The sequence below is a fragment of the Methylocystis rosea genome (assembly GCF_003855495.1).
GTDB classification, from domain to species: domain Bacteria; phylum Pseudomonadota; class Alphaproteobacteria; order Rhizobiales; family Beijerinckiaceae; genus Methylocystis; species Methylocystis rosea_A.
In genome coordinates this window covers 1,631,961-1,657,109 of sequence record NZ_CP034086.1, presented here as the reverse complement: position 1 = coordinate 1,657,109, position 25,149 = coordinate 1,631,961, and the positions used below count along the sequence as shown (strand labels likewise).

24 protein-coding genes are annotated in these 25,149 nt (G+C 64.1%); 10 read left to right on the top strand and 14 right to left on the bottom strand.

Annotated features, from left to right (window positions below; all coding sequences use genetic code 11):
- Nucleotides 1-45: 45 nt before the first annotated feature.
- Entirely contained in the window at nt 46-219 is a 174-nt protein-coding gene (locus tag EHO51_RS08055) for a DUF1328 domain-containing protein (RefSeq protein ID WP_124738449.1), read from the bottom strand.
- A gap of 161 nt (nt 220-380) precedes the next feature.
- Between EHO51_RS08055 and EHO51_RS08050 the strand changes: the two genes are divergently transcribed.
- Nucleotides 381-1,046 carry a DUF6629 family protein gene (locus EHO51_RS08050; protein WP_124738448.1) on the top strand — a complete coding sequence of 222 codons (666 nt, stop codon included), beginning with the start codon at nt 381-383 and terminating at the stop codon, nt 1,044-1,046.
- On the opposite strand, the gene EHO51_RS08045 is transcribed toward EHO51_RS08050, so the two are convergent.
- Nucleotides 1,043-1,909: a D-amino-acid transaminase gene (locus EHO51_RS08045; protein ID WP_124738447.1), complete on the bottom strand. Its 867-nt coding sequence runs from the start codon at nt 1,907-1,909 to the stop codon at nt 1,043-1,045. The two genes, EHO51_RS08050 and EHO51_RS08045, sit on opposite strands and share 4 nt — an antisense overlap.
- Nucleotides 1,910-2,123: 214 nt before the next feature.
- Between EHO51_RS08045 and EHO51_RS08040 the strand changes: the two genes are divergently transcribed.
- Both EHO51_RS08040 and EHO51_RS08035 read left to right on the top strand, forming a co-directional pair.
- Complete coding sequence (locus tag EHO51_RS08040) at nt 2,124-3,524, top strand: hypothetical protein (protein WP_124738446.1); 1,401 nt, start codon at nt 2,124-2,126, stop codon at nt 3,522-3,524.
- Nucleotides 3,521-4,585 carry a M14 family metallopeptidase gene (locus EHO51_RS08035; RefSeq protein ID WP_124738445.1) on the top strand — a complete coding sequence of 355 codons (1,065 nt, stop codon included), beginning with the start codon at nt 3,521-3,523 and terminating at the stop codon, nt 4,583-4,585. Before EHO51_RS08040 ends, EHO51_RS08035 begins: the two co-directional genes overlap by 4 nt.
- On the opposite strand, the gene EHO51_RS08030 is transcribed toward EHO51_RS08035, so the two are convergent.
- The 3 genes from EHO51_RS08030 to EHO51_RS08020 all read right to left on the bottom strand — a co-directional run bounded on the left by EHO51_RS08030 (nt 4,582) and on the right by EHO51_RS08020 (nt 6,165).
- Complete coding sequence (locus tag EHO51_RS08030; RefSeq protein ID WP_124738444.1) at nt 4,582-4,947, bottom strand: copper-binding protein; 366 nt, start codon at nt 4,945-4,947, stop codon at nt 4,582-4,584. The two genes, EHO51_RS08035 and EHO51_RS08030, sit on opposite strands and share 4 nt — an antisense overlap.
- Before the next feature lie 37 nt (nt 4,948-4,984).
- The gene (locus EHO51_RS08025) at nt 4,985-5,428 is read right to left on the bottom strand and encodes a four-helix bundle copper-binding protein (RefSeq protein WP_124738443.1); all 444 of its coding nucleotides are present in this window, start codon (nt 5,426-5,428) and stop codon (nt 4,985-4,987) included.
- 137 nt (nt 5,429-5,565) lie between these two features.
- Entirely contained in the window at nt 5,566-6,165 is a 600-nt protein-coding gene (locus EHO51_RS08020) for a DUF938 domain-containing protein (RefSeq protein WP_124738442.1), read from the bottom strand.
- Nucleotides 6,166-6,328: 163 nt separating this feature from the next.
- Here EHO51_RS08020 and EHO51_RS08015 point away from each other — a divergent pair, with 163 nt between their 5' ends.
- Nucleotides 6,329-6,652, top strand: coding sequence for a hypothetical protein (locus EHO51_RS08015; RefSeq protein WP_124738441.1), 324 nt, complete (start codon nt 6,329-6,331; stop codon nt 6,650-6,652).
- A 52-nt stretch (nt 6,653-6,704) separates the two neighbouring features.
- Here EHO51_RS08015 and EHO51_RS08010 read toward each other — a convergent pair whose 3' ends face one another.
- Nucleotides 6,705-7,673, bottom strand: coding sequence for an endonuclease/exonuclease/phosphatase family protein (locus EHO51_RS08010; protein ID WP_124738440.1), 969 nt, complete (start codon nt 7,671-7,673; stop codon nt 6,705-6,707).
- 102 nt (nt 7,674-7,775) lie between these two features.
- Between EHO51_RS08010 and EHO51_RS08005 the strand changes: the two genes are divergently transcribed.
- From EHO51_RS08005 to EHO51_RS07980, 6 genes are all read left to right on the top strand, one after another.
- On the top strand, nt 7,776-8,465 hold the full coding sequence (locus EHO51_RS08005) for a Crp/Fnr family transcriptional regulator (protein WP_029651342.1): 690 nt from the start codon (nt 7,776-7,778) through the stop codon (nt 8,463-8,465).
- Nucleotides 8,466-8,575: 110 nt separating this feature from the next.
- Nucleotides 8,576-8,983, top strand: a complete 408-nt coding sequence (locus EHO51_RS08000; RefSeq protein ID WP_124738439.1) for a polysaccharide deacetylase — start codon at nt 8,576-8,578, stop codon at nt 8,981-8,983.
- A gap of 294 nt (nt 8,984-9,277) precedes the next feature.
- Nucleotides 9,278-10,606, top strand: a complete 1,329-nt coding sequence (locus EHO51_RS07995; protein ID WP_245434815.1) for a tetratricopeptide repeat protein — start codon at nt 9,278-9,280, stop codon at nt 10,604-10,606.
- A gap of 12 nt (nt 10,607-10,618) precedes the next feature.
- Complete coding sequence (locus EHO51_RS07990; protein ID WP_124738437.1) at nt 10,619-11,836, top strand: FecR family protein; 1,218 nt, start codon at nt 10,619-10,621, stop codon at nt 11,834-11,836.
- A 64-nt stretch (nt 11,837-11,900) separates the two neighbouring features.
- Nucleotides 11,901-14,117: a CHASE2 domain-containing protein gene (locus EHO51_RS07985; protein WP_124738436.1), complete on the top strand. Its 2,217-nt coding sequence runs from the start codon at nt 11,901-11,903 to the stop codon at nt 14,115-14,117.
- 49 nt (nt 14,118-14,166) lie between these two features.
- On the top strand, nt 14,167-14,883 hold the full coding sequence (locus tag EHO51_RS07980) for an HD domain-containing protein (protein WP_124738435.1): 717 nt from the start codon (nt 14,167-14,169) through the stop codon (nt 14,881-14,883).
- Nucleotides 14,884-14,993: 110 nt separating this feature from the next.
- Here EHO51_RS07980 and EHO51_RS07975 read toward each other — a convergent pair whose 3' ends face one another.
- The 8 genes from EHO51_RS07975 to proB all read right to left on the bottom strand — a co-directional run bounded on the left by EHO51_RS07975 (nt 14,994) and on the right by proB (nt 25,054).
- Complete coding sequence (locus tag EHO51_RS07975; RefSeq protein WP_245434813.1) at nt 14,994-16,649, bottom strand: L,D-transpeptidase family protein; 1,656 nt, start codon at nt 16,647-16,649, stop codon at nt 14,994-14,996.
- Nucleotides 16,600-16,950 carry a hypothetical protein gene (locus tag EHO51_RS07970; protein WP_124738434.1) on the bottom strand — a complete coding sequence of 117 codons (351 nt, stop codon included), beginning with the start codon at nt 16,948-16,950 and terminating at the stop codon, nt 16,600-16,602. The genes EHO51_RS07975 and EHO51_RS07970 overlap by 50 nt, the downstream gene beginning before the upstream one ends.
- A 139-nt stretch (nt 16,951-17,089) precedes the next feature.
- A complete protein-coding gene (locus EHO51_RS07965; RefSeq protein WP_124738433.1) occupies nt 17,090-17,830 on the bottom strand; it encodes a DUF2076 domain-containing protein in 741 nt (246 codons plus the stop codon).
- A gap of 147 nt (nt 17,831-17,977) precedes the next feature.
- Nucleotides 17,978-19,978, bottom strand: a complete 2,001-nt coding sequence (locus tag EHO51_RS07960; protein ID WP_124738432.1) for a hypothetical protein — start codon at nt 19,976-19,978, stop codon at nt 17,978-17,980.
- Between the two features lie 281 nt (nt 19,979-20,259).
- Entirely contained in the window at nt 20,260-21,288 is a 1,029-nt protein-coding gene (locus EHO51_RS07955; RefSeq protein ID WP_124738431.1) for a 2Fe-2S iron-sulfur cluster-binding protein, read from the bottom strand.
- A gap of 53 nt (nt 21,289-21,341) precedes the next feature.
- The gene (hcp, locus tag EHO51_RS07950) at nt 21,342-23,006 is read right to left on the bottom strand and encodes a hydroxylamine reductase (protein WP_124738430.1); all 1,665 of its coding nucleotides are present in this window, start codon (nt 23,004-23,006) and stop codon (nt 21,342-21,344) included.
- Nucleotides 23,007-23,099: 93 nt separating this feature from the next.
- Nucleotides 23,100-23,531: an Rrf2 family transcriptional regulator gene (locus tag EHO51_RS07945; protein WP_124738429.1), complete on the bottom strand. Its 432-nt coding sequence runs from the start codon at nt 23,529-23,531 to the stop codon at nt 23,100-23,102.
- A gap of 392 nt (nt 23,532-23,923) precedes the next feature.
- Nucleotides 23,924-25,054: a glutamate 5-kinase gene (proB, locus tag EHO51_RS07940; protein ID WP_124738428.1), complete on the bottom strand. Its 1,131-nt coding sequence runs from the start codon at nt 25,052-25,054 to the stop codon at nt 23,924-23,926.
- Nucleotides 25,055-25,149 lie beyond the last annotated feature (95 nt).

Genomic DNA, 25,149 nt, shown 5'->3' with positions numbered 1-25,149 from the left:
TCACGAAAAGCGGTCGGCTCATAACCTTCGACGAACGATGATCGGTTAGGCGCGCCGGACGAGTCCGAGAACGACCGAAACGATCAGGAGAACCAACGCTAGCCAGAACAATATCCGCGCGCCGTCCACCGCGACGCCGGCGACGCCCCCAAAGCCCAGAAATCCGGCAATGAGAGCGACGACCAGGAACACCACGGCCCAATACAGAAGGTTGCCCATTTTGACCTCCGCTTGTGAACTCTCGTCCTAAAACGCGTCTGCAGCGCACATGTTCCGAGCCCACAGTCGCGGATACCGTCGCCTGGCCATTGCTCAGGTCTCGACGCGCGCGAAATCCGCATTAAGATAGGTCAAAGCGTTACCTGCACAGTGGCCGATCTATGTGCTACTCGCTTGAGGCAAGCATTGCGGCCGGGCTCGGCCTGGGATTGGCGGGCTGCGGCATGGTTGCAAAAGCGCTGCGCCACGACCGGCGCATGGTGCTTTTCGCCGCGTTTCCGCTGGTGTTCTCGGCGCACCAGTTCGTCGAAGCTGCGGTATGGCTCACGCGGAACGATCCCGTCGCCGGGCAGCCTTATCGTTATCTCTACACCTTAATCGCTTTTACGATGTGGCCTGTGCTGACGCCAGCGGCCGCCGCCTATGCGGAATCGGATCCGGAGCGAAATCGTCTTTGGTGGACCATGGGCGGCGTAGGCATTGTCCTGGCCGCCTATCTTATCGCCAAACTCGTGGGCGCCGATGGCATCGACCTGTCGGTGTATCGGCATTCGCTCGCTTACGATCCGCTGTTCGAGCGTCCGCCGCTCGTGACGGATTTTCTCTATCTCGTACTTACGGTGTCGCCGCTCATTTTCAGCCAGCGAAAGGCGATCAATGTTTTCGGCGTCGCGGTGTTGGCTACGTTTTTCTTGGCGCTCGCCGCTAACCGGCCGGCTTGGTATTCGGTTTGGTGTCTCGCTGCTGCGCTGTTCAGCCTGATCATCGCGCTCGCGATTGAAGAAGAGCGCAGCTCCGACTTCGACGGACTGGAAATGCAGCGCTAGCGAGCGATGGCCGCGTTCGTCGCCCATTCGATGTAGAGCCGGCGCAGCAGGCGACTCGTATCGCCCGGCGCGCCGGATCCGATGGGGCGGCCATCAAGCGAGACAACCGGCAGGACGAGATTGGAGGCGCTCGTGAGGAAGGCTTCCTTCGCCTCATAGGCCTCGGCGACCGAGAAGCTGCGCTCCTCGACGGTCAATCCTTCCCGCTCGGCGATCACCTGCACGGCTCTCCGTGTGCAGCCCGGAAGAACCGCGGAGGAGTTTAGACGCGTCACGAGCACGTTCGCGCCGGTGAGGATGAAGGCGGTCGAGGATGAGCCTTCGGTCACGAAACCGTCCTGATCGACCATCCAAGCCTCCTGGCAGCCGCCCTCGAGCGCCGCCTGCTTCGCCAGCACCTGCGCGAGCAGCGCCGTGCTCTTGATGTCGCGTCGCGCCCATCGCAGATCAGGGACGGTGAGCGCCTTCACGCCGGTTTCTGCGGCGGGCGAGGCGATGATGTTTTTCTTCTGAGTGAAGGCGACGAACGTCGGCGCCGCTTGCGCGGGAAACCCGAACTCGCGTTCGGCGGCGGCGCCTCTGGTGATCTGCAGATAGACGAGGCCCTCGCTCAAGCCATTCTTGGCGATGAGTTCGGCCTCGATTTCCGCGATGCCCGCCATTGGAACAGGATTTTCGATACGCAGTTCGCGCAGCGAACGCTCAAGACGCGAAAGATGCGAGTCATTGTCGATCAGCCTTCCGCCGATGACGGCCGCAACCTCATAAACGCCGTCGGCGAACAGGAAGCCGCGGTCGAGAATCGACACGCGCGCGTCGTCGAGGGGGATGTAAGCGCCGTTCACGTAAGCGATATCAGACACGGTAGGCTCCCAGGAGAAGGGAGCGCAATCTACAGCAGCGCTCGCGGCTTGTCCTGCCGACGCTTCGGACTCTATCGATACGGTCGGGAAGGACTAGATAGATGATCTGCGGCGGATCGCCCATGAGGGCTCTTCGCGACCTCGGTCGCGGACGCCGTTGCGCCGGTGCGCTTTGAGAGGCGGATAACTGCGCTTACGAGCGGAAGGAGGATCCTTGGGCGAGGACATCAAAACCACGGGCTTCACGCCCGCCGACAAGGCGCGTTTCGCCGGCCGGCTCGCGCAGGAAACGGATCTCGCACGGGTCCTGTTTGAACAGGACAAATTTTCGCGCGACGGCCACATGGTCGGCTTCGAAGTCGAAACCTGGATCGTGGATCACAATTATGCGCCGTCCTCGATCAACCAGGATGTCCTCGAAACCCTCAATGATCCGCTCGTCGTGCCGGAACTGTCGCGCTTTAACGTCGAGTTGAATTGCGCGCCGTTCCACCTCAAAGGCGATGCGCTGACGAAGGCGCACAATTCGCTGACGGATCTCTGGACGAAATGCAACGACGTGGCTCACCAGCTCGACGCCAATCTGGTGATGATCGGCACGCTGCCCACGATCCGCGACAGCGATCTGACGATTGCCAATATGTCGCCGCTCAACCGCTACTATGCGCTCAACCAGGAAGTGCTTCGTCTGCGCGGCGGGCAGCCGCTGCACGTCAATATCGCGGGCCGCGACCGCCTTGCGTCCGAGCACAAAGATGTGATGCTCGAGGCTGCGACGACCTCGTTTCAAATCCATCTCAAGGCCCCGGCCGATCTGGCGCATCTCTATTACAACGCCTCGGTGGCGGCGTCGGGGCCGATCCTCGCCGCCTGCGGCAACGCGCCGTTCCTCTTCGGCAAGGCGTTGTGGGAGGAAACGCGCATTCCGCTGTTCGAACAAGCGGTGAAGATGCCGGGCCCGGCCAGGGTCTGCATGGGCTCCGGCTACGCCGAGCGGTCTCTCATCGAGATCTTCGAGGAAAATTTACGCGACTATGAGGCGCTGCTTCCCGTGGCCTATGACGACCCGCCCGAGGCGATGCGCCACCTGCGGTTGCATAATGGCGTCATCTGGCGGTGGAATCGTCCGCTGATCGGCTTCGACGAAAGCGGGGCGCCGCATCTGCGGGTCGAACACCGCATTCTGCCCGCCGGACCGACCTTCATCGATATGATGGCGAACGCCGCGCTTTACCTGGGCCTCGCGCGAGCCATCGCCGTGAGCGGGGACGGCGGCGCCGGCGGCCTCGCCTTCGCTGACGCCAAGCGAAATTTCTATGCCGCCGCGCGTTTTGGCCTCGACGCCAAGCTCGAATGGCCGGGCGAAGGCGAGATCGCCGCCGATCGGCTACTGCTCGACCGGCTCATTCCCGACGCCCGGGCGGGGCTTCGCGACCTGGGCGTCGCCGAAGCCGATTTCCTCGATATTATCGAAGCTCGGGTGCAGACGCGGCAGACCGGCGCGGCTTGGCAGCGAAAAGCCCTTGAGGCGCGCGGCGGGGACCTTTATGCCCTGATGGCGGCCTATTGCGAGCGCCAGCGCAGCGGCGCGCCCGTCCATCAGTGGGAAACATGAGGAGAACAGTGACCGACGCGCCTTGCGCCTTGCTCGACCGGCTGCCTGACGGATTTCTCGACTGCCCCGCCAATCGCCTGAAGGACATCCTTCCCCGACCGACGCTGTTCGACCTCCCGGGCCGCGACCCGCAACCGCTGTTCGTGTCTACGCTGCTGCACGGAAATGAGACGAGCGGGCTCGCCGCCGTGCAGGAGATTTTGCGTCGTCACGCGCGCGGGCTCAATCGGTCGCTCATTCTGTTCATCGGCAATGTCGAAGCCGCGGCGGCGAATGTGCGCACGCTGCCGCACCAGCGCGACTTTAACCGGGTGTGGCCCGGCACGGCCTTTCCCGATGATTCGCTCGCGCATATGGCGCGCTGGATTTACGAATACGTCGAAAGGCGCCGAGCTTTCGCCGCCGTCGACATCCACAACAACACCGGCTTCAATCCTCACTACAGCTGCGTCACCAGGCTTGAGCCAAAATACGTCGCCCTTGCGCAGCTTTTCTCCCGCATTGTTGTGCATTTTCAGCGCCCGCGCGGCACCAGCGCAGCGGCCTTCGCCGAACTATGTCCGGCGATCACGGTCGAATGCGGCAAGTCGGGCGCCGATGCCGGCGTGGCGCATGTCGTCGAATTGCTCGACGCCTGCCTATCGATCGCAGAGCTTCCCGATCACGCGCCGGCCCCGCAGGACATCGAGTTGCTGCGCACATGCGCCATCGTGAAGCCGCCCGCCGGCGCAAGCTTTTCCTTCGACGGAACGCCGGCGGACTTTGTCTTCCGCCCCGATATCGACCATCTGAATTTCAGCGAATTGGGCGCTGGCGCCTCTTTCGGCGCGTTGGGCCACGAAGACGCGCGTCTCGAAGTCCTCTCCGGCGAGGGATTCGACACGCAGCCGATCAACTATTTCGATTACGCGGGTGGCCAAATCAGGCTCGCGCGCCCCGCCATTCCGGCCATGCTGACAGTTGACCCGCGCGCCGTGCAGCAGGATTGTCTATGCTATCTGATGCACCGCATCGGCATGGACGGACTGGGATATAGCCGCACGGACGCGAGCGCGCATTAGGGTTTCTCCGGCCGTACGTCCTCAATCACATAGAGGCCTTTCGCGTCGCGACTGATCGTGAATTTGATCTTCATGCCCTTCGACAGGCTGGAGAGATCGACGTTTGGCGCCACGCGAAAAGCCATTGTCATCGGCGACATTTCCAGCGGTCCGGCGATCGGCCCATGGGTGATCATGAGCCTGCGATCGTCCGCGTCGACCGCTCTGACGACGCCCTCGCCTTGCCCTGTCGTCTTTTCCGCCTTTTCCGTCGCCTGGGCGACGACAAAGCGCGAGTAAATGACATTTGTCTTCGCGAAGGCGCCGCCAATCCCGACAGAGATGGCGACGCAGGCTGCGACGCGACCAAATAAAACACACATGGCCTTCACCGCAGCCTCCAATCCTTTTTGGCGTCGGCTAGACCTTACGGCATTCGTCGGCGCATTTCTGGCACGATTTGCCGCACTCCACGCATTCCTTGACCTTCGGAAATTTGTCGCATTGTTTTTTGCAGTCATCGCAAATCATGGCCACCGTTTTCGCCAGCGGACCGACATGCGAGGAGTTGACCGCCGCAAGCGACGCCAGCGCGTTACAGGCCGCGACAAGCTGGTAAGCGGCGTCCGCACACTCAGCCATGCTCGTGTCTTTCATCGCGAACATGCCGAAACAGTGGCGGAGGCAGTCGTTGCCGGTGGAGACGCATTCGATGCTCGCATTTTCCAGGTTTTTGTAGAGCGGCGGATGCATATCCTCCATTTTGGCCGCGCTATCCTGTTGACCGGTCGCCTGAGCAAACGCTTGGGTGGCGGATGCGACGGCGGCGGCGGTTCCGACTGCGATGAATTCGCGACGTTCCATGATGTTTCTCCAGGTGGGCTTCACTACACGCGCCGAGAGGACCCGTTCGCGGGTTCCATCGGCATGGCTGCGCTCGTGTCATCATTTCGAGACACGCGGCAACGCTGGCTCCAGGCTAGTGCGCGTCAACGTTTTCGTTACCGGCGAAAGATGACGCTGAGATTATGGGCGGGCATGTCCACGATTTGAGGCTCTCCAAATCCTTTCGCGCGCGCGCAGGCCGCGACATCTTCGAGATCGCGGATGCCCCACGCGGCGTTGCGCGCGCGAAGGCTCCCGTCGAACTCAGCGTTGCTTGGCGCAGTATGCGCGCCGCCCCGCCTGTATGGACCGTATAAATAGAGCGGGGCGCCCTTGCGCAAAGCCCTGCTCCCGCCTTCGAACAACGCCTCGGTCGCGCTCCAGTGCGAAATGTGGGTCATGTTGATGCAGATGATGGCGTCCGCCGCATTGATCGGCCAAGGAAATTCCTCGACGTTCAACGCAAGCGGCGCATTCACATTGGCGAGTCGCGTGGAGGCGATCCAGGCCGAAATGCTCTCTCGCGCTTCAGCGTTCGGGTCCGACGGACAGAATGTCAGTCCGGGCAGATGCTGCGCGAAAAATGTGACATGTTCTCCCGCGCCGCTCGCAATCTCGAGCGCCACCCCTTTTGCCGGCAAGACGTTGCGCAGGACGTCGAGGATCGGGCCGCGATTGCGCGCGGTCGATGGCGCGAAGAGGCGCTTGTCATTCATCTGTTTCTCTCACGGCGAGACCCTTGGATGGATCGTAGGCATGAAATTTGATGCGCTCAGCTACGAAAGGCGGGCTCCTGACCGTCCTTCAAGAAGGGCGCCTGCGCGACGGCGTGCAAAAACTCGTCTCTTGCTGTCGCGAACCGCCGATGGGGTCTCAAAAATGTCTCAGCTCTTCGAGCTTGTCGCCTCAAAGCATCGATCATTTGTCGTATTGGCGACGCTCCGCCTTCCCGGCCACCCCCTGCGGCGCTTTACCAAAGAAGAGGCGGCGATCCTTTCGCGCGCCCTCGACTCCGTGGCGAAGGGCGACCGCGGCGAACAACAGCAAATCTATATGAGCCCCATCGCCAGCGATCATGACTTCGATGCGAGGGTCGAGCAGAGCGGCATCATCGTCTCCTCCGAAGGTCAAGCGGACGTTGAACTGGACTGGAGCGAAACGCGCGCCATGGCCGAACAGTTAAGATCGTTCGCCTCCGTGTGACGCGCGGCCTTACGCTCGAGCGGCGCGCTCGGGTTCACAAGCGGCGCCGCGGTCATTTTTCGACCAGATCAAACCGCGCGCACACGGGCGCGTGAAGCGATCCCTCGACAGGCTCTTGCGCGTAGACTTCGTCCTGCAGCCCGTCGTTCAGGATGGTGGTCTCGCGCCAATTGGCGGCTAATGTCCGTGAGGCGAGGAGATGGTCGATCAGCGTTTGGCGTCCCGCATGTCTCACGGTGAAGCGCCGCGACGGCGCGACGCGCTCTTCCAAGGCGACGAGGGCCCGGTCGCCTTCCGCCGCTTCGTCTCCGCCGCCGCGCAAGAGTCTGGTCGGCGCGTCATGCTCGTCGGCGTTGAAGTCGCCGGCGATTGCGATCTGCGCCTGCGGCTCCGCGTCAAAGAGCGTTTCGGCGAACAGCCGGGCCTCCAGCGCTTGGCCTTCGCGCTTGAGCGCCGCCACGAATTGGCCCTCGATCTGTGCGCGGCTCGACCCGAAACCGCGCGCCGTCGCGATAGGAATGGCGCGCGGCGCGCGGAGATGCAGATTGACGACGTGGAGCGCGCATCCGTTGGGAAGCTCGACAGCAGCGTAGAGCAGGGGCCTGTCCCAAGCGATCTCCACCGGCTCCGGCTGGGAGCCGTCGGCGTCCCGCGGCGGGGGCCAGACCCATCGCGCCACAATGTCGTGGTGGATCTGCCGCTGCGCGCGCATCGGCCATCGTGAAAGGATCGCCAGATTATGCACGTCGGCGGGCGCGTCGCCGCCGGGCCTAACGGTCGTCGCCCGATGAAAATTCGCGTATCTGGTCGTCGCAAGCAACCGGTCGAGCGCGATATATTGCCGCGCGTCATGCTTGTGACGCCTCTGCGCATGAATTTCCTGCAGGCACAATATATCGGCGTCGAGCGTCTCCAGCAGGGGGCGCAGCGCGTCGGTTCGGCGCGCAAACGCCTCCGGTTTGGTCCCCGACCAATCGAGATTTTCCAGATTGAAGGTCGCGAGTCTGAACGCTTGCATCATCAATCATCGCCCGAAGAGTCTGCGTCCGCCAGCAGATTGCGCCTCGACGAGGTCGACATTTAGCGGCAATATCGGCGGCATTTCCAAATTCAGGAGCGCGATGTGTCCCTATTTGACGGGATTCCTTTCTTTGTTGGCCTTGACCCGACGCGCGGCGAGCAGCTCGCGCGCCACTGCGTGCGCAGGCGCTACGCCGAGCATGAGCTGGTCCTCGATTTCGACGATCCTTCGACCGATGTATATTTCATCGTCAGCGGCGACGTTCGTGTGCTGATACGAACCGCCGCCGGCAAGGAAATGATCTTCGGGGACTTCGGACCAGGCAAATTCTTCGGCGAGATGGCGGCGGTCGACGGGGCCAAGCGCTCCGCCAATGTGACGGCGCTCACCAACGCGGAACTTTTGCTGGTGCCGCCAGTGGTCTTCAAGGAAATCCTGTTTGGCGAGCCGGAGATTTGCGAGCGGCTGTTGCGACTGCTGACGGCGCGGGTGCGGGAACTGAATACGCGTCTGTTCGAGCGCTCGGTGCTCGACCTCAAGCATCGGCTCTATTCCGAATTGTTGCGCATGTCGGCGCCGCGCAAAGGGTCGACGGGACAGTCGATCGTATCGCCGCCGCCGTTTCAGCATGATCTCGCCGCCCGTATCGGTTGTCGGCGCGAACAGGTCAGCCGCGAACTTTCGGCCATGATCGACGAAGGCCTCGCCGAAAAAATTCGCGGCGGTCTCGTGCTGTTGCGCCCGTCGGTCCTGGAGAAGCGGGTTCAAGAGGCGCTCAACGAAGCCGAATGACCCCTGTGCGTTCTCGCACAAACAGATGAGGAACAGGGCGCTACCGTCGCTATGCTGCCGACAAGAGGCAAAGGACCCGCGGCAGAGCAAGCGATTGGGAGAACCCCGAAATGATTCCCGAATTGACGCCGATCGAGCGTTGCGCCGAAGTGGCGGGCCTGCGCGGCCATGAACTCATCCTGGGCGTGAGCCCCAGCGACAAGCACCATCGCATGCTGGCGCGATACCGCCGGGCCGTCTCGATCGACGTCGCACGTGGGCGAGTCGTCGCCGACATCCGCAACGCGGTGGAGATCGGCGCGTCGCGCCGCGCCGCCGACTTGCTGATCGTGCTGCGCTGGCTCCTCGCGCCGGGCGCGTCTTGCGAAGATTCACGCGCCATCGCGCGTCCGCGCCGCCGCGCGTTCTCGGCGCGCTGGCGTAGGGGCGTCATTCCCTCGTCGTCGTCGGCCGCCGAGCAGTCGTCGACGGAAAGCGGCGAAGTTGTCTCTCTCTTCGATGGCGGGCTCCGGCGTTAGCCAGGCGTCGCGCCTGTGCTTTCAAGGCAACACCCGAGAATTTGTTGTGTCCGCCGTTTGTGCAAGGAGGATGGGCAGAAAAGGCCTTAAGATGTTGCTGCATCGGATTAATTCGCAGCAGACACATTGCGCCGTCGTGTCATTCGCATCGGCGCATCGTCCGGCGCTAGCTTGATACTCCAGGCGACATGAGTCAGCTTCCGGTTCAGCTGACGGTCCGGCTTCGATCGCCGTTTTCCGATTTTTTACGGGGGCTTGCCATTTATGTTCGCATATAGAGCGGCGCCGAGGCTTTTGGGCGCACTGTTTGCCGCATTCGCACTTTTCAGTCCGGCTCTGGCGCAGGAGGATCCGCGCGCCGAACAGGAGCGCCTCGCAGCCTATATTCAGCATAATCCAACCGACTATGACGCGACCTATCGCTACGTCCTGCTGTCGACGGAGCTACGCGACTATGAAGCGGGAATCGGCGCGCTTGAGCGCATGCTGATGTTCAACCCGAACTTGTCGCGCGCCCGAAAGGAGCTTGGTTTCCTTTATGCGCGGCTCGGCGCCTATGAACTCTCGGCGCAGCATTTACGCAACGCGCTCGCCGAAGGCGGCCTCGATCCGGTTCAGGTGGCTCAGGTCGAAGCGCAGCTGCCCGATATCGAGAAGCGCACGCAAGCCAACCGGCTTTATCTGCGGATGCACGTCGGCCTGCGAGCGCAATCGAACGCCAATTTCTTCCCGACCAATAATCTTTTCCAGGTCGGCGGCGTCGGCGTCGCGTCGGCCGCCTCGCGCAAGGGCGACATCAACAGCTTTCAGTTGGTGCAGGCCGCGCATGATCTGGATTTTCAGAATGCGCGCGGCGACCAGCTCGAGACGCGCGTGACGGGCTACGCCACAGAGCAATTTCGCCTGCCGCAATATAGCGTCGCGCTGTTCGCCGGCTCCGTCGGACCACGCATCCATATCGCGCCCGATCTTTATCCGGGTCTCTCCATCAAGCCATACGTGACCGGCGCGGTGGCGCTGCTCGGCGGCAGCAATTATCTGAACGCCGGCGGCGCGGGCATGAGTTTCGGCGCGGAACTCAGTCGCGACCTGTGGTTCGAGCCGGGCGCCGAATGGCGGGCGATCTGGGTTGATCCCTCGCCGGGCTTCCTCGGCTATGCCGGTTTCTCGCCCTATTCGACAGTATCGACCTTGGCGACTGGCGACGTCGTCACGGGCTATTTGAGCAGCTCCTACCGACTGACCAACGACCTGAGGCTTGAAGGTCGCGTCGCCTACACGCGCGCGTGGGCGGGCAATCCGCAGCAATCTTCCGATCAGGTCGACGTTCAGGCGATGCTGCGGCTCGAGGTCGACCCGCCATTTCCAATTATTCCGCGCAGATGGACCTTCGCGCCTTATGGCCGCTTTACGCATCTTGCCTTCGACGCCGCCAATCCGGTGATCAATCCCTTCGTAGCGCGTCGAGACACCGTCTGGATCGGCGGCCTGATGGTGGACTTGCCGGTCACGCCGTATTTCGGTTTCGCCGGCAACGTCGAGTATGCGCGCAACGATTCAAATCTGCCGAATTTCAAGACTGACAACGTGTCCGTCAGTTTCGGGCCAACGGCAAAGTTCTGACGGAGACGATAAATGAAAAAGTTCTCCGCGGCCGCCACAACCGCTCTCGCGCTCGTCGCGGGTCCCGCGCTCGCAGATAACGTCGGGAACGTCGGCGCGGTCAATCAGAGCGCGCATGGCACGCCGCCGGGCGCCGCGAAGCGCTCGCTATCCGTTGGCCTTGGCGTGCAGCGGCGCGAACGCATCGAGACGAGTCCGTACGGCAGCGCCCAGATCGTCTTTAACGACACATCGACGATGACCGTCGGACGCAACAGCGCCGTCACCGTTGACGATTTTGTCTATTCACAAGGCGGCGGCGGTCAGCAGGGCGTGTCGATGGCGAAGGGCGTCATGCGCTTCGTCGGCGGCGGCGTCAGCCACGAAGGCGGCACAAAGCTGCGCACGCCGACGGCGTCCATCGGCGTGCGCGGTGGGACGGCGCTGGTTCGGGTTGGCGGCTCATGCGGCACGCTCGTCGTGCATCAATATGGTTTCATCGACGTTGGCGGCCAGGCGCTCACGCGCCCGGGCTATGGCGTTTGCGCGCCGAGCGGCGGGCCGGTGTCTGAGCCTTTTCTCGTGCCGCCTGAAACGATCGCGCAAATCGTCGCCGCGTTGGAGAGCGGCAAAACGCAGCGTGGCGGCGCCAAGCGCTCGCCGACAAACGAAGAGGCGAATCTTGCGCTCGGCAATGATCGTCCGCCGGACGTCGTCAGTCCGCCAGGGCTCGACGCGCTGGGTCCGGTTTGGTTCGGCAATGCGCTCGTGCAGAGCCGCGCCAATGTCGACAATCAGCCTGCTCCGCTGCCGACGCCGGCGCGCCAAGGCGGAAATGACGGCCACCACGACGATCATGATCACGGCGGCCATGGCGGACATGATCACGGTGGTCATGAAGGCGGCGAGGGGGGCCATGGCGGACATGGCGGCCACGGCGGTCATGGCGAGGGCGGCCACGGCGAGGGCGGCCACGGCGGACATGGCGAAGGTGGTCACGGCGGCGAGGGCGGCCATGGCGGCGGTTATGGAGGCGGCCATGGCGAAGGCGGCCATGGCGGCGGCTATGAAGGCGGCGAGGGCGGCCAGTACGGCGGTGGCGAGGGTGGCCACGGCGGCGAAGGCGGCGGTGGAGGCCTCTTCGGGGGCGGCGGCTCGGGTAGCGGCGGCGGCCAAGGGGGTCACGGAAGCGGTCATGGGAGCGGCGGTCACGGAGGCGGGCCTGTTGCGATTGACGGGCCGGGCTACTAGTTCTGCGGCGGCGCCAGCCTCGCGGATCGCCCCGGCGACGGCGTGACCGTCATGCGAGGTGGAGATGTTGAAGCGGCGTCGCGCCTACCTTCTCGCGATCGTCGCCGCTGCGGTTCTCATTTTTCCCTGGGGCGTCATTCAGCCCCGGGCGCTCGACGACCTTCGCAACTTTGTCTTCGACACGTTTCAGCGTCTGGCTCCTCGCGCCTATGATCCCGAGGCGCCGACGCGGGTCGTGGGCGTCGACGAAAAAAGTCTCAGCGCCTATGGGCAATGGCCTTGGCCGCGGGCCCGGCTTGCCGAACTTCTTGACCGTCTGCGCGAACTCGGCGCGGCGTCCATCGCCTTCGACTTTATCTTCGCGGAGGCGGATCGCGCCGGGGCGTCCCAGCTGATCGAGGCGATCGTTGACCCACGCGCCCGCGCCGAGGTGGCGAAGCTCGTCGCAAAAGCGCCGAGCGGCGATCAAATCTTGGCTCGGGCGCTCTCGAAGGCGCCCGCCACGCTTGGAGTCACGCTGACCGACGCGGTTTCGGCGCCGCTGTTGGCGAAGTCGGGGCTGGTCACCGCTGGCGACGATCCCGTCCCGTTCCTCGCCGCTTTCGCAGGCGCGGTCGGACCGGAACGAACGCTTGCGGAAGCGGCGCGAGGGCTCGGCGCGACAAACTGGCTGCCCGATCACGACCAGATCGTTCGTCGGGTGCCGCTGGTGACGCGCGCCGGCGACGTTCTCATGCCCTCCCTGGCGCTCGAAGCCCTGCGCATCGCCCAGGGCGAGCCGGCCATCATCATTCGGTCTTCAAACGCCAGCGGACAAACGGCTTTCGGCAAGCAGACGGGCGTCAACGCGATCAAGGTCGGCGCCTTCGAGATTGCGACCGGCCCCAACGCGGAAGTTCGGCCACGCTATTCGCATACTGACGCTGCGCGAGACATTTCAGCCAAGGACGTGCTCGAGGGCCGCGTTGCGCGCGACGAAATCGAGGGACGCATCATCTTCGTCGGCGCGTTGGCGACGGGTCTCGGCGACGTCCGCGCGACGCCCCTGGAGCCGGTCGTTCCCGGCGTCGACGTGCATGCGCAGATCGTCGAATCGATCGCGTCGGGCTCGCTGCTCGCGCGCCCGGACTGGGCGCCCGGACTGGAGTTTGTCGTCGCCGCCTTCGCGTTTTTGCTGATCATGAGCCTGCTCTTCATCGCGCCGCCGCTCGTCTCGGCGGCGGCGGCGCCGCTCGCCGTCGCGGGGCTATTCGCCGGCGCCTTTTATCTGTTCGATCGCCGCGGCCTGCTGCTCGATCCCTCTTATCCGAGTCTCGCGATCATTGGCGGCTATCTCTTTGGCGCAGTGACGCTCTGGCGGTCCGAAACGTCCGCGCGTCGCCATGTCCGTCAGGCCTTCGGTAAGTTCGTCTCACCTGCCGTCGTCGATCGTCTCGCCGAACATCCGGAGCGGCTGGTGCTCGGCGGCGAGACGCGCGAATTGACCGTGCTGTTCTCAGATCTGCGCAATTTCTCAGGGATTTCGGAGGGCATGAGCGCGCGCGAACTCACGCAGTTCATGAATGAATATTTGACTCCGATGACCGACGCGATCCTCGAACAGGAAGGCACGATTGACAAATATATGGGCGATGCGGTGCTCGCCTTCTGGAATGCGCCGCTCGATACCGACGACCATCCGCGCAAGGCTGTTCAGGCCGCCCTGACGATGCGTGAGGCTCTCGTCAGCCTCAACAAAGGGCGCGCCGAGGCCGCGGCGTCGTCGGGCAAGGATGCGCAGCCCGCGGCTATGGGGCTTGGCCTCAATCTCGGCCCTTGCAGCGTCGGCAACATGGGATCCATTCGCCGCTTCGACTATTCGATTCTCGGCGACACGGTGAATCTCGCGTCGCGGCTCGAAGGGGCGAGCAAGGCCTTTCAGACGGACATTGTGGCCTCTGGCGCGGTGCGCGACGCCGCGCCCGACTTCGCCTGGCTTGACCTTGGGCGTGTCCGCGTCGTCGGAAAGAGCGAACCGACGAGGGTTTTCGCGCTCGCGGGCGACAGCGAGATGGCGGTCTCGGACTCGTATGTGCGCTGGCGCAAGTCGCATGACCTCATGCGCCAGGAATATGAGTCCGGCCGATTCGAAGCCGCCGCCGAGGGGGCCTCGGCGTTGGCGCGATCGGTTCCCGAGCCCTGGCCCGCGCTCTATGTCGTCCTGGAGCATCGGTATCGAGGTCTCGCCAGGGAGGGGTCGCAGGATAACTGGTCTTCGGTATGGAATCTTTCGAGCAAGTGACGTCTTCGTCCGGGAGCGACTGCTGTCCTGCCGTGTAGCCGCACGTATTATGGGTTTCTCTTATGATCGCTACTCGCGCATGATCTCTAATCCGGTACGGAATTATTGGGCCCTGATCGCCGGGCGTCATGACACGAATGCTTTTTCGGTTATCGACGCCGCCTATCGCGAATCGCAACGCAGGTATCATGATTGGGGCCATATCGTCGATTTGCTAACGAAGCTGGACTGCTTGAAAGCGCTCGCCGTTAGGCCAGATCTGATCGCCGCCGCCATCTTCTGGCATGACGCCGTCTATGTGACACGCGACGACGACGGTCTGCTTCGTCCCGACGCCGAAAATGTTCGCGCCAGCGCAGCGCTCTTCGAACGTCACTCGAAATTCGACGAAACCGATACGCAGGCCATCCATGATCTGATCATGGCGACAGCGAACCACCTCAATGCGCGCGCGACGGTTGAGCATTACCCCGGCTTTTCGCGCGATCTGGACCTCTTCCTCGACCTCGATCTTTCCTCGCTCGGCGCGTCCTGGTCCGAGTTCGAGCAAAATCTGGCGCGGCTTCGTTTCGAATACGCCTGGGTGCCCGAGCCGCTCTTTTGCCTTGGGCGGCTCCAGATGATCGATACATTCGCCGCGCACGGAGACGCGCTCTACCGCCTCGACGAGACGCGCAAGCTCTGGTGCGCGCGGGCGCATCAAAATCTCGCGCGCGCGCAGGAGGAATTGCGGCGGCAGGTGGCGCGGCTGGCCTCGTCGGCCTAGAGCGCTTCCCGAGCACATGGACTCATGTGATTGATTAGGAAGCGCTCATAATCAAATGTTGGAGCAGGTTCTCATCGAAAAAGTCTCAACTTTTTCGGAACCTGCTCCAGTTACAGAGCGAGCGCCGAGCGCACCTTCGCCGAATAGCCGTAGATGTCGTCGTAAAGCTTCAGTGCGCCGTCGTCGTTGACCACGGCCGTGAAATATTCGATGTGCACCGGAATAGGCTTCGCCAGATTGATGCGGCGCTCCTTCTTGCCGATCAGAGCCTTCAGGCGCTTTTCGTCATAGCCAGGACGTCCGATGACTTCTTCCGCGAGTTTGAACGGATTCTGGACACGTACGCACCCGTGACTGTATGCGCGCTTAGCGCGGGCGAAGAGTTTCTTCTGCGGCGTGTCGTGCATGTAGATCAGGAGATCGTTCGGAAATACGAATTTGAGCCGGCCAAGCGCGTTCTTCTCGCCGGGCTCCTGCTGAACGAATGGCTTTCCATTGCGATAGGTCACCGTGTATCCGCGCGCGCGGAGCTTGGTGAGCTTGCCGCCGGTTTTGGGCTCCAGCTCCTTCTCGATAATCGACTCCGGAACGGTCCAGGTCGGATTGATGATGAGATATGGCATCACGTCGGAAAACACCGGCGTTGGCGACGTCTTCTTCCCGACGACAACGCGCGCGCGAAACACAATTTGATTGTCTCGCGTGAAAGTCGTCTCGAACTGCGGAATATTGACTTCGAGGCGCGTCGCGCCCATGTCGCGCGGCTCCCAGCGCCACCGCTCCATATTGGCGATGATTTCCGCCTCAACGCGCTTCGCCTTGGCTTCGGGCAGCGACGCAAAATTCGTGATGGGCCGCGCATCCGACTCGTGAGCCGCAGTGGCCTCGCGGCGCGGATGGCCGCGCGCGGCGCGCAGTTCGGCGAGTTTCTCGCGCAGGGCGGCATAGGCCGGGTGCGGCGGATTGAAGGCGGCAAGCCGCGCGCCGGCGTCATCCCCAGCCTCGGCGATCGCGTCGAGCGCTTGCGCCGGCTTCACCACCGATGGCCGCTCCTCAATGTCGGGCGAAATCGTTGCGGGATTGACCCGGGCGCCGCTCGCTTGCGCCGCATAATCGGCCACGGCCTCCGATAGCGCCAGTTCGGCCTCGGCGTTCCAGGAAGACTCTTGCGCAGGAGTCTTTACGCGCAGGCCGTCGCGGCCGGCGTCGCGCAGAGTGTCCAGCGCGCTTTTCGCTGTTTTGGTGAAGCCGTCCGCATCGCGCCAGATCGGCGTATAATCGCGGTTCTTGTAATAAGCGGCGATTTCCGAACGCTGGACGCTTCGGCTGTCGTCGGGCTCCTCATTCGACCAGTCGCGCAGCGCCCGCGCGAGGCTTTCGCGCGCATCGGTCGCTTGCCGCTCATCGACCCTCTGCTGTTCATCGACGCCTTGCGGCGCGTCGGCTTCCTGCTGCTTTTCGAGTCCCTGGCGCTCATGAGTCTGTTGCTGCTCATCGGCTTCCCGCGGCGCGTCGGCCGTGGGCCGGTCGAAGTTCTCGCGCTCTAGCGCCGGCCTCGCCCTGCGCTCTGTGGCCGCTGGCGAGTCGGGCGCATCTTTTTGCGCGTTCGACATTTGCGCGATGGCCGGGGCGGCGAGCAGAGCGCATGCGATGACGAAAGGAGCAGCCCGCGGGAGGAACGAAACGCGCAACATGACTCGTACTCCTGTGACCCTCTTACAGGGCCTTGCGGCAGACGAAACGGATCGTTTGTCCGCGCACGCCATAGCCCTCGTCGGTCTCGACGGCGACGCCATGGCAATTCTGGGTAGGATCTGACTGCGCGACGGCGGTCGACTCCTGCCAGTCGACGGGGAGGATGAAGGGCTTCACCGACGAGACGTCGGCGGCGACGCGCGCAGGCTGCGAGTCCGGCGCCTTGACGAGAAGCGCCTTGGCGGCGGCGAAGCTGACATTGGCGGCGAGGATCGCGAAGGCGATCTTCATGGCCAGCGCGACGCGGATCGGTCGCGAAGCGAAGCTGGTCTTGGTCGTGCGGTTCGTCGTGTTGTTCATTGAAGGGTTCATGGCGAGTTCCCCGTGGTCCGTCCGCTCGATCAGCGGATGGTCAGACCCTAGAACGACGCTTGGGGAGTCGCGGTGCGCTGGCGCACAGGGCGCCAGATGCGAGAACTCCCGGCCTTGTGGGGCCGGGAGCCAAGCTGCATCAGACGTCGAAGCCGCCGTCGCCGCCGCTGTCGAAGCCGCCGCCGTCATCGAAGCCGGGGTCCGCGCCATAATCTGCGTCCTCCACCCCTCCTGCGTGGTCGCCGGAGTCATAAGCGGCGTCGGTGGCGCCCGAGCCCGATTCATCGCCATAATAGTTGTTGATCACCGTATCGCCGCCGGTTGGCGTAAAGCCGGAGCCGATGCCGAGATTCCCCATCCCGCCATAGCCGCCGCCATGCGAGAACAGGCTGCGGATGCCATCGGCGAGCAGCACGCCGCCCGCGACGCCTGCGGCGGTGCCGAGCGCGCCCTTCAGAAATCCGCCGCTTTCAGGCGCAGGCGGCTGCTGTTGGCCCCAGCCCTGAGGCGCGTAGCCGCCGGCCACGGGGTTCATGCCGCCCTGCTGGGCGCCGCCCCAAGGTCCGCTCGGACGAGACTGCTGAGGAGGACGCGGCGGCTCCGGACGGGGGCCACCCCCGAACAGGCCGCCAAGGAAACCGCCGGCGGGCTTTGACTCAAGCTCCTGCACGCGCGCCTCGAGCTCCTCGATGCGCGCATTGGCGCCTTGCAGCGCCTGATCCTGCACGATCACGGTCTGCGCCAGGAGATAGGGCGCCGCCGGCTGAGCCTTGATCTGTTCGCTGATGAAAGCCTCCGCCGCCTGGTCGCGCGGCGTCGAGGCGGCGCTCTTGGTGCGCTCGAACAGTCCAGCGATGAGTTGGCGTTCTTCCGGTGACATAGGGTTCTCCATCGTTGCCGCCCTCGAAGGCGCGGCGCAGGAAGATATGGCCCCGGCGCAAAACGCCGCCAAGCCCCAAGCGCGAACGCGGCCGATTAAACTTTCGAAATCTGGCGGTAAAGTGGGACGCGCCCCAATTCTTCCGCGCTACGCGTGCGGCCAGTGGCGTTCGCGGAACCAGTTGCGATAGTCCGTCATCTTCGCGCGCTGCGCGGCCGGCGCGCGCCGCGTGCATGTCGCCGCCTCGGCGCTCCCGTCCGAAGCGCCCCACCGCAGTTCGACGCAGTCGTTGGGGTTGTAGCCCATCTCAAGGTCAGCCGCGCGGTCCATGACGTCTTTGAGCGAGAGGGTCCAGGCGGAGCCGTCGCTGCGCGTATAGGAAAAGGTGCGGGACGCGAGTTCGTTCGCCAGCGCGCTCTGCAACTGCGCCTGAACGCCCGCCAGACCTCTGCCAAACGGCATGGCGTAGCGATCGCTGCGCCGCGCGACGCGATCGGGAAATCCGCGCACAACATCGATCGCGATCAGCAGGCGGAGGTCGCGCGCCGGCGTAGAAAAGTCCTCCCATGCGCCGCTGGTCGCGAAGATCGCGGGGCCGTCGGGCATCGACGCCTCGCCGCGCCCACCACTCTGAAATTTCCGGCCGTTTTCGACCGCAACCGCGCGCGTCTTCACCTGCTCTTCAAGCGCGGTGATGGCCGCCATCATGGCGCGCGTGGGATCGAGCGGCTCCGGCGACATCACTTCGTCCATGCGATCGTAAAAATCCTCGGCGCTGAGTTGTGATTGCTCCAGAGAGAAATCGCCGTAATCCGTATTCTTGGCGATCTCGGCGTTGGTGAGCGCCCGCAACCCGCCGTTCTCCCGCAGGATCGGCCGGAAGCGCTTGAAGCCCGGGCTGCCGAGGGAAGCTCCGTTCGCGAAAAGGAAATTGCCGCGCCAGAACCGCTTGCGCGTGACGGTGCCATCCGGCTCGGCGTCGACGGCGAGAAACACGCCGGCGGCGTCCGCCGTCTGCGGAATGCGTTGCACCAGCATCATGACGTGCCCGTACGGATCAGCGTAGGCGGTTCCGGGACGCAGGGTCTCCTGCGTCAGCGGGATCGTGTAAAAATCGGATTTGTCGCTGTTTGCCGGCGCGCGCACCGAACCGGAATGAACGACGTCGCCCACGGCCCGTAAATATCCGGCGACGCCGGCCGGCCGTTTAGGCGCAGGCGGTTTAGCAGGGGCGAGCGGCGCAGTCGTCGGCGTCGCGGCCGGCTGGGCCTGCTGAGGCTGTGCAAATAGCTGCTGTAAAAAGTTCGTGGGAGGAGCCGCTATGCGGGTAGGGGCTGGCGGCGCGGCGGCCGACGCCACGGCTTGTTCGGGCGGCGGCGCGGGTCGGGTCAGTTGGGGATGCAGTATATCGAATCGTTCATTGCATCGCGGCGGCGCGCCGCCGGCCCCGCGCGAGCAATTCGAATAGGCGAAAGGCAGCCCCATCTTGTAGGCGAAATAGGCGCGCAAGAAGTAGACGAAATCGGCGCAGTCGGGTTTCAGCGATTGAGTAAAGCTGTCTTCGCCCATGCCGAGATGATTGAACAGGACATTGCGCGAGGGATTGCGCAGCACTTCATGCCACGTCTTCCACGACTGCTCCGCTTCGAGCGGCGCGTCAAAAAGTTTGGCGATCCACGCCGAATACAAATTCTCAGTCGCGCGGTTCCATGAATTGTGCACCTGCCAGACGCTGCCTTCGGCCGCGTGCGCGGCGGACGATTTGTGCCCGCTCACGGCGATGTCCTTCGTGATCGTGCCGCAGGTAAACGAAGACGTGTCGAGCGTCGCGCGCCACGCGCCGGCGACCGGCGACGCAACTTCGGCGAACCAGACATACGGCGGTCCGCCACGCTGTCCGCGCGATCTGGCCGCGACCCTTCCATCAGGCCCAATCAGCGAAAGCTCGCCGTCGAGCGGCTTTTCCGCAGCGACGAGGATGCGCAAGGGCGCGCCTGCCCAAGGCGACGCCGGCGACGTTACAACCGCGACCTCAGCCGATTCCTCGCAGGGCGAATCTTGAGCTTGGGCGTTTGAAAAGGAAAAAATAAAGGCGAATAAAGCGCCTGCGACAGGCAAGGACGCAGCGAATCGGCGCGCTGGAAACATTTGTGACCCTCTCTTGGACCGCCCTCGATGGATTTTCTTCGTCAGAGGCCGGTTCGCAGGACACGGAGTTGGCGGCAATCCGGCTGGCGACTTGAGGCGCGCCTTTCGCACAGCGGCCCATTGCGCACGGCCTATTGTTTGGAAGAAATGGGTCAAAATGGCGACATCCGCCCGCCACGCTCCCGATGCAGCGCTCGTCCGGTCTGCTCAGGCCTTCAGCATTGGCGCAATGTCCCGGCGTGGATGGCCGGGACAAGCCCGGCCATGACGCGGAACCCCGCTCACGCCGCGGTAAATTTCTCGCTGAAGATGCGATCATGCGGGACGCCGGCGGAACGGCCAGCCTCTTCGGCCGCGGCGATCAGCGCAGGCGGGCCGCAGACGTAAATGTCCGGTCGCTCCGGCGCGGTCAACAGCGCCTGCGCAAGCGCTTCGACCGGCGTGCCGGTAAACTCGCGCCATTCCTTTTCCGGCTTCCATACGCAAAGCGTCACGACGAGCTGCGGCAATGCCGCCTTCAGCGAGTCGATCGCGTCGAGCGCGAAAAGCTCGTCGACCTTATTGACCCCGAAGAACAGCCGGCAGGAGCGCGGATCGGCGAATTCGCCCATCTGCCGCAGCATCGAGAGCGCCGGCGCGAGGCCGGTGCCGCCAACGACAAACCAGCGCGGCGCCGCGCTCGCCTCATCGAGGGTGAACTGCCCCTGCGGACCGCGCACAAGAAGCGTATCGCCGATGGCGGCGCGATCGCGAAGATAATCCGAAAAGGCGCCGTGCGGCTGAAGGCGGATGAATAATTCGAGCGTTCCGTCCCAGTTCGGCGCGTTGGCGAGCGAATAGGAACGCTTCGAGGAGCCGTCGGGAAGCGTGAGTTCGATGAATTGGCCGGCGGTAAACTGCGCCGCGCGCCCGAACGTCGGATCGTCTTTATATTGAAGCTGCAGGCGCAGCGTTCCGGAGCCGACGGGCTCAATCGCGACGAGCGTCGCCCGCCGTTTGGGAACCGGCGCAAAGCCGACCGCCGCTTCGTCGAAGGGCGCCCGCAAAGCGAGATCGCTGCGCGGCTGCGCGCGGCACAGCAATATGTCGCCCGCCATGCGCTCGTCCTCGCTTAGCGCTACGCTGCTGTAGGCCATGAGTTCGACGTCTCCGCTTTCGCGAGAAACGCGGCATGCGCCGCAGCCGCCCTCCCGGCAGGAGGAGGGGAGATAAATGCTCGCGCGTTCGGCGGCGTCCAGTAGCGTGTCGGAGGGTTCGGCGTCGAAGGCGATCGTCGCGCCGTCGCGCGTGAGAAGGCTGACCTTGTACATGACGGATTCCCTCGAAGGGCGGACGCCCGATGTTGGGCGTCCGCCGTATGGGCCTAAGCGGCGCGGGCGAGCGAGGCTGCGATGTCGGATTTGGCGTCGCCAACAGGCTGCACGCCGAACTTCTCCACCAGCACGTCAACGAGCGCGGGCGTGAGGAAGGCGGGCAGCGTCGGGCCGATACGCACATTGCGCACGCCAAGCGCGAGCAGCGTGAGAAGAACGGCCGCGGCCTTCTGTTCGAACCAGGAGACGATGAGCGACAGCGGCAGTTCATTGACGCCGACGCCGAAGGCCTCAGCGAGTTTCGTCGCCACCACCAGCGCCGAATAGGCGTCGTTGCACTGGCCCATGTCGAGAAGCCGCGGCAGCCCGCCGATCGTCCCGAAGTCGTGCTTGTTGAAGCGATATTTGCCGCAGCCGAGCGTCAGGATCAACGTATCCTTCGGCGCTTCGTCGGCAAAGTCGGTGTAGTAGTTGCGGCCCGGCGCGGCGCCGTCGCAGCCGCCGACGAGGAAGAAGTGGCGGATGGCGCCGCTCTTGACCGCGTCGATCACCTTGTCGGCGACGCCAAGCACGGCCTCGCGCCCAAAGCCGATGGTGATGGTATGTTCCGGCGCGTCCTCAGTGAAGCCGGGAAGGGCCTGCGCCGCCTGCGCGACAATCGCGAAATTCTCATCAGCGATGTGGCGCACGCCCGCCCAGCCAACCGGCCCCGCGGTAAAGATGCGTCCGCGATAGCGCGGCTGCGGCTCGATCAGGCAATTCGAAGTCATGACGATCGGGCCGGGGAATTCGGCGAATTCCTTCTGCTGATCCTGCCAGGCGCCGCCGTAATTGCCGGCGAGATGCGGATAGGCCTTGAGCTTGGGATAGGAATGCGCCGGCAGCATTTCGCCATGCGTATAGACGTTGATCCCCTTGTCCTTCGTCGCTTCGAGGATCGCGTGCAGATCCTTCAGATCATGGCCGGAGACAAGGATCGCTTTGCCCTTGATCGGCGTCACGCGCACGCTCGTCGGCGTCGGCGCGCCAAATGCGCCGGTGTTCGCGGCGTCGAGCGCCTCCATGGCGAGGAAATTGGCGCGGCCGAGCGCCAGCGCTTCGTCGAGCAGCGTCGCGACGTCGCGCTCTTCGCGCGCCAGCATGTCGAGCGCATGTTCGACCGTCGCATAGATCGCGTCGCGCTCTTCGCCCAGAACGCGCGCGTGATGCGCATAGGCGCAAACGCCCTTGAGGCCATAGAGAATGAGCGCGCGGGCGCCGACCGCGTCCTCGCCGAGGATCGCGGCGTCTTTGCGCACGGCGGCCTCGGAGGCCTGGGCGAGAAGTTTGGCCATGGTGTCGGCTGGCGCGAAAGCGGCGGGGCCGGAGAGAGTTTCGGGCGTCTTGCCGGCGGCGCGCGCGGCGTCTTCGTAAAGCGCCTTGGCGCGATCGCGGATCTGCGAGGCCTGCTGGATCATTTCGACGAATTTCGCCGCGTTGAAATTGACGTTGGTGAGGGTCGTGAAGAAGGCGAAGAGGATGAAGCGGTCGGCTTCGATGTCCGTCGCGCCAAGCAGGCGGGCGCGGTGCAAATATTGGCCGACGCCTTCACAGACATAGAGCAGAATGTCCTGCAGATCGGCGGTCGTCGCGTCCTTGCCGCACATGCCTTTCGCGCCCGCGCAGCCCGCGCCCTCGTCCGACCGGTAAGTCTGCTCGCATTGATAACAGAACATGTCGCTCCCTCCTGTCTCCCTTAATAGGTATTTAGAATGCGTATTAAAAAGGTCGGAAGTCAAGCCGTGACGAGCGATGCTCGCGGCGCATGTTCAGGCGGAGAGATCGGCGAGGGGAAAAGCGGCGGATTTTTCGAGGCAGTCGTGCAGAGTGTAGCGATCGAGTTCGCGCATGAATCCCTGTTCGGCGCGGGCTAACATGCCCTTCAGTCGACAGCGCGGCAAAAGCGCACAGTTGCTGCCTTGCGGGCTGAAACATTCGACCAGCGGCTGGTCGTCAAGCCTGCGGACCACCTCGCCGATTCGAATGTCGCGCGGATCGCGCGCCAGTCGAACGCCGCCTTGCGCGCCGCGGATGCCCTCGACATAGCCGGCCGCGGCGAGCTCCTGGAGCACTTTCGCCATATGGTGGCGCGAAACGTCGAAATGATCGGCGATCGCCGCCGCGCTCATCACTTGCGGACTGCGGTCGGCGAGAAGTATGAGGGCGCGCAGGCCAAAGTCGGTGAAGGTCGTGAGCCGCATGGAGTCAATCTAACACGGTATTTGGAGTTCTGAAATATTGCGTCTCAACTCAGCGTGTACGGCCGCGAGCCCCCTGCGTCATGCCCGGCCTTGTGCCGGGCATGACGCGGGGGCAACCGTTGCCTGACTAGCAAGCATTGCGCAACGTTCCGGCGTGGATGGCCGGGTCACGCCCGGCCATGACGCTAATGAAACCGGCCCCTCGTCCTTCGAGACGCGCGCTTCGCGCGCTCCTCAGGATGAGGGGCCTTGAATCGCGCAAACTTCATGTAGCGTGATTAGCTGCTGCGCAGTGCGATTAGCGGCGCTGCTCCAAGCAGTCCTCATCCTGAGGAGCGCCTGTAAGGCGCGTCTCGAAGGACGAGGACTGCGAAGCATCGCCTCTACACGCTTCACCCTCCGCCCAGCGCCATGTCGTCGCGATGAATAATCTCATCGGGGCCTTTGAAGCCGAGCAGCGTCTCGATGTCCTTCGTCGAGCGCCCGACGATCTTCGCCGCGTCTACCGCGTCATAGGTCACGAGGCCGCGGCCGATCTCGCCGCCCTTGGCGTTGCGGATCAAAATGCAGTCGCCGCGCGCGAAGCCCCCTTCGATTCGCGTCACGCCCGCCGGCAGCAGGCTCCGGCCTGAGCGCAGCGCCTTCGCCGCGCCGTCGTCGATATGCACCGCGCCTTTCGGCTCAAGAGAGCCCGCGATCCATTTCTTGCGCGCGGTCACCGGATTGGACGGCGTCAGAAACCAGGTGCAGCGTCCGCCAGCCGCGATGCGCGCGATCGGCGCCTCTTCGCGGCCGTCGGCGATCACCATATGCGCGCCGCCGGTCGTGGCGATCTTCGCCGCCTCGATCTTGGTGCGCATGCCGCCGCGCGAATATTGCGAGGCGGCGCCGCCGGCCATCGCTTCGATCTCGGCGGTGACGCGCGGCACGATCGCGATGTGTTTGGCGTCGGGGTTGGAAACGGGCGGGGCGCTGTAGAGCCCGTCGACGTCAGAGAGCAGGATCAACAGATCGGCGCTCGCCATGGTGGCGACCCGCGCGGCGAGGCGATCATTGTCGCCATAGCGGATCTCGGCCGTCGCGACCGTGTCGTTCTCATTGATCACCGGCACGGCGCGCAGCGACAAAAGCCGCGTCAGGCATTCGCGCGCGTAGAGATAGCGGCGGCGCTCCTCGGTGTCGCCGAGCGTGACGAGCACCTGCCCGGCGACGAGGCCGCGATCGTGCAGGATCTCGGCCCAGAGCCGCGCCAGGGCGATCTGGCCGACCGCGGCCGCCGCTTGGCTGTCTTCGAGTTTCAGCGCCCCGCGCGGAAAGCCCAGCACGCTGCGTCCCAGCGCCACGGCGCCGGACGACACGACCAGCACGTCGGCGCCGGCGCGGTGCAGATCGGCGACGTCGTCGGCGAGGCGCTTCAGCCAGGCGCGTTTCGCCGACGCCTTATTGGGGTCGACGATGAGCGAGGAGCCGACCTTCACGACGATGCGTTTGAAGTCGGCGAGGACGGGAGCGCGCTTGGTCATGCGAGCGAGGCGAAATGTCCGAGGATAGGGGTTTGCGAGCGCGGCTTAGGGAACGCTTGAGTTAGCTCAGCCCGCCAACGACCGCAAATGGACGC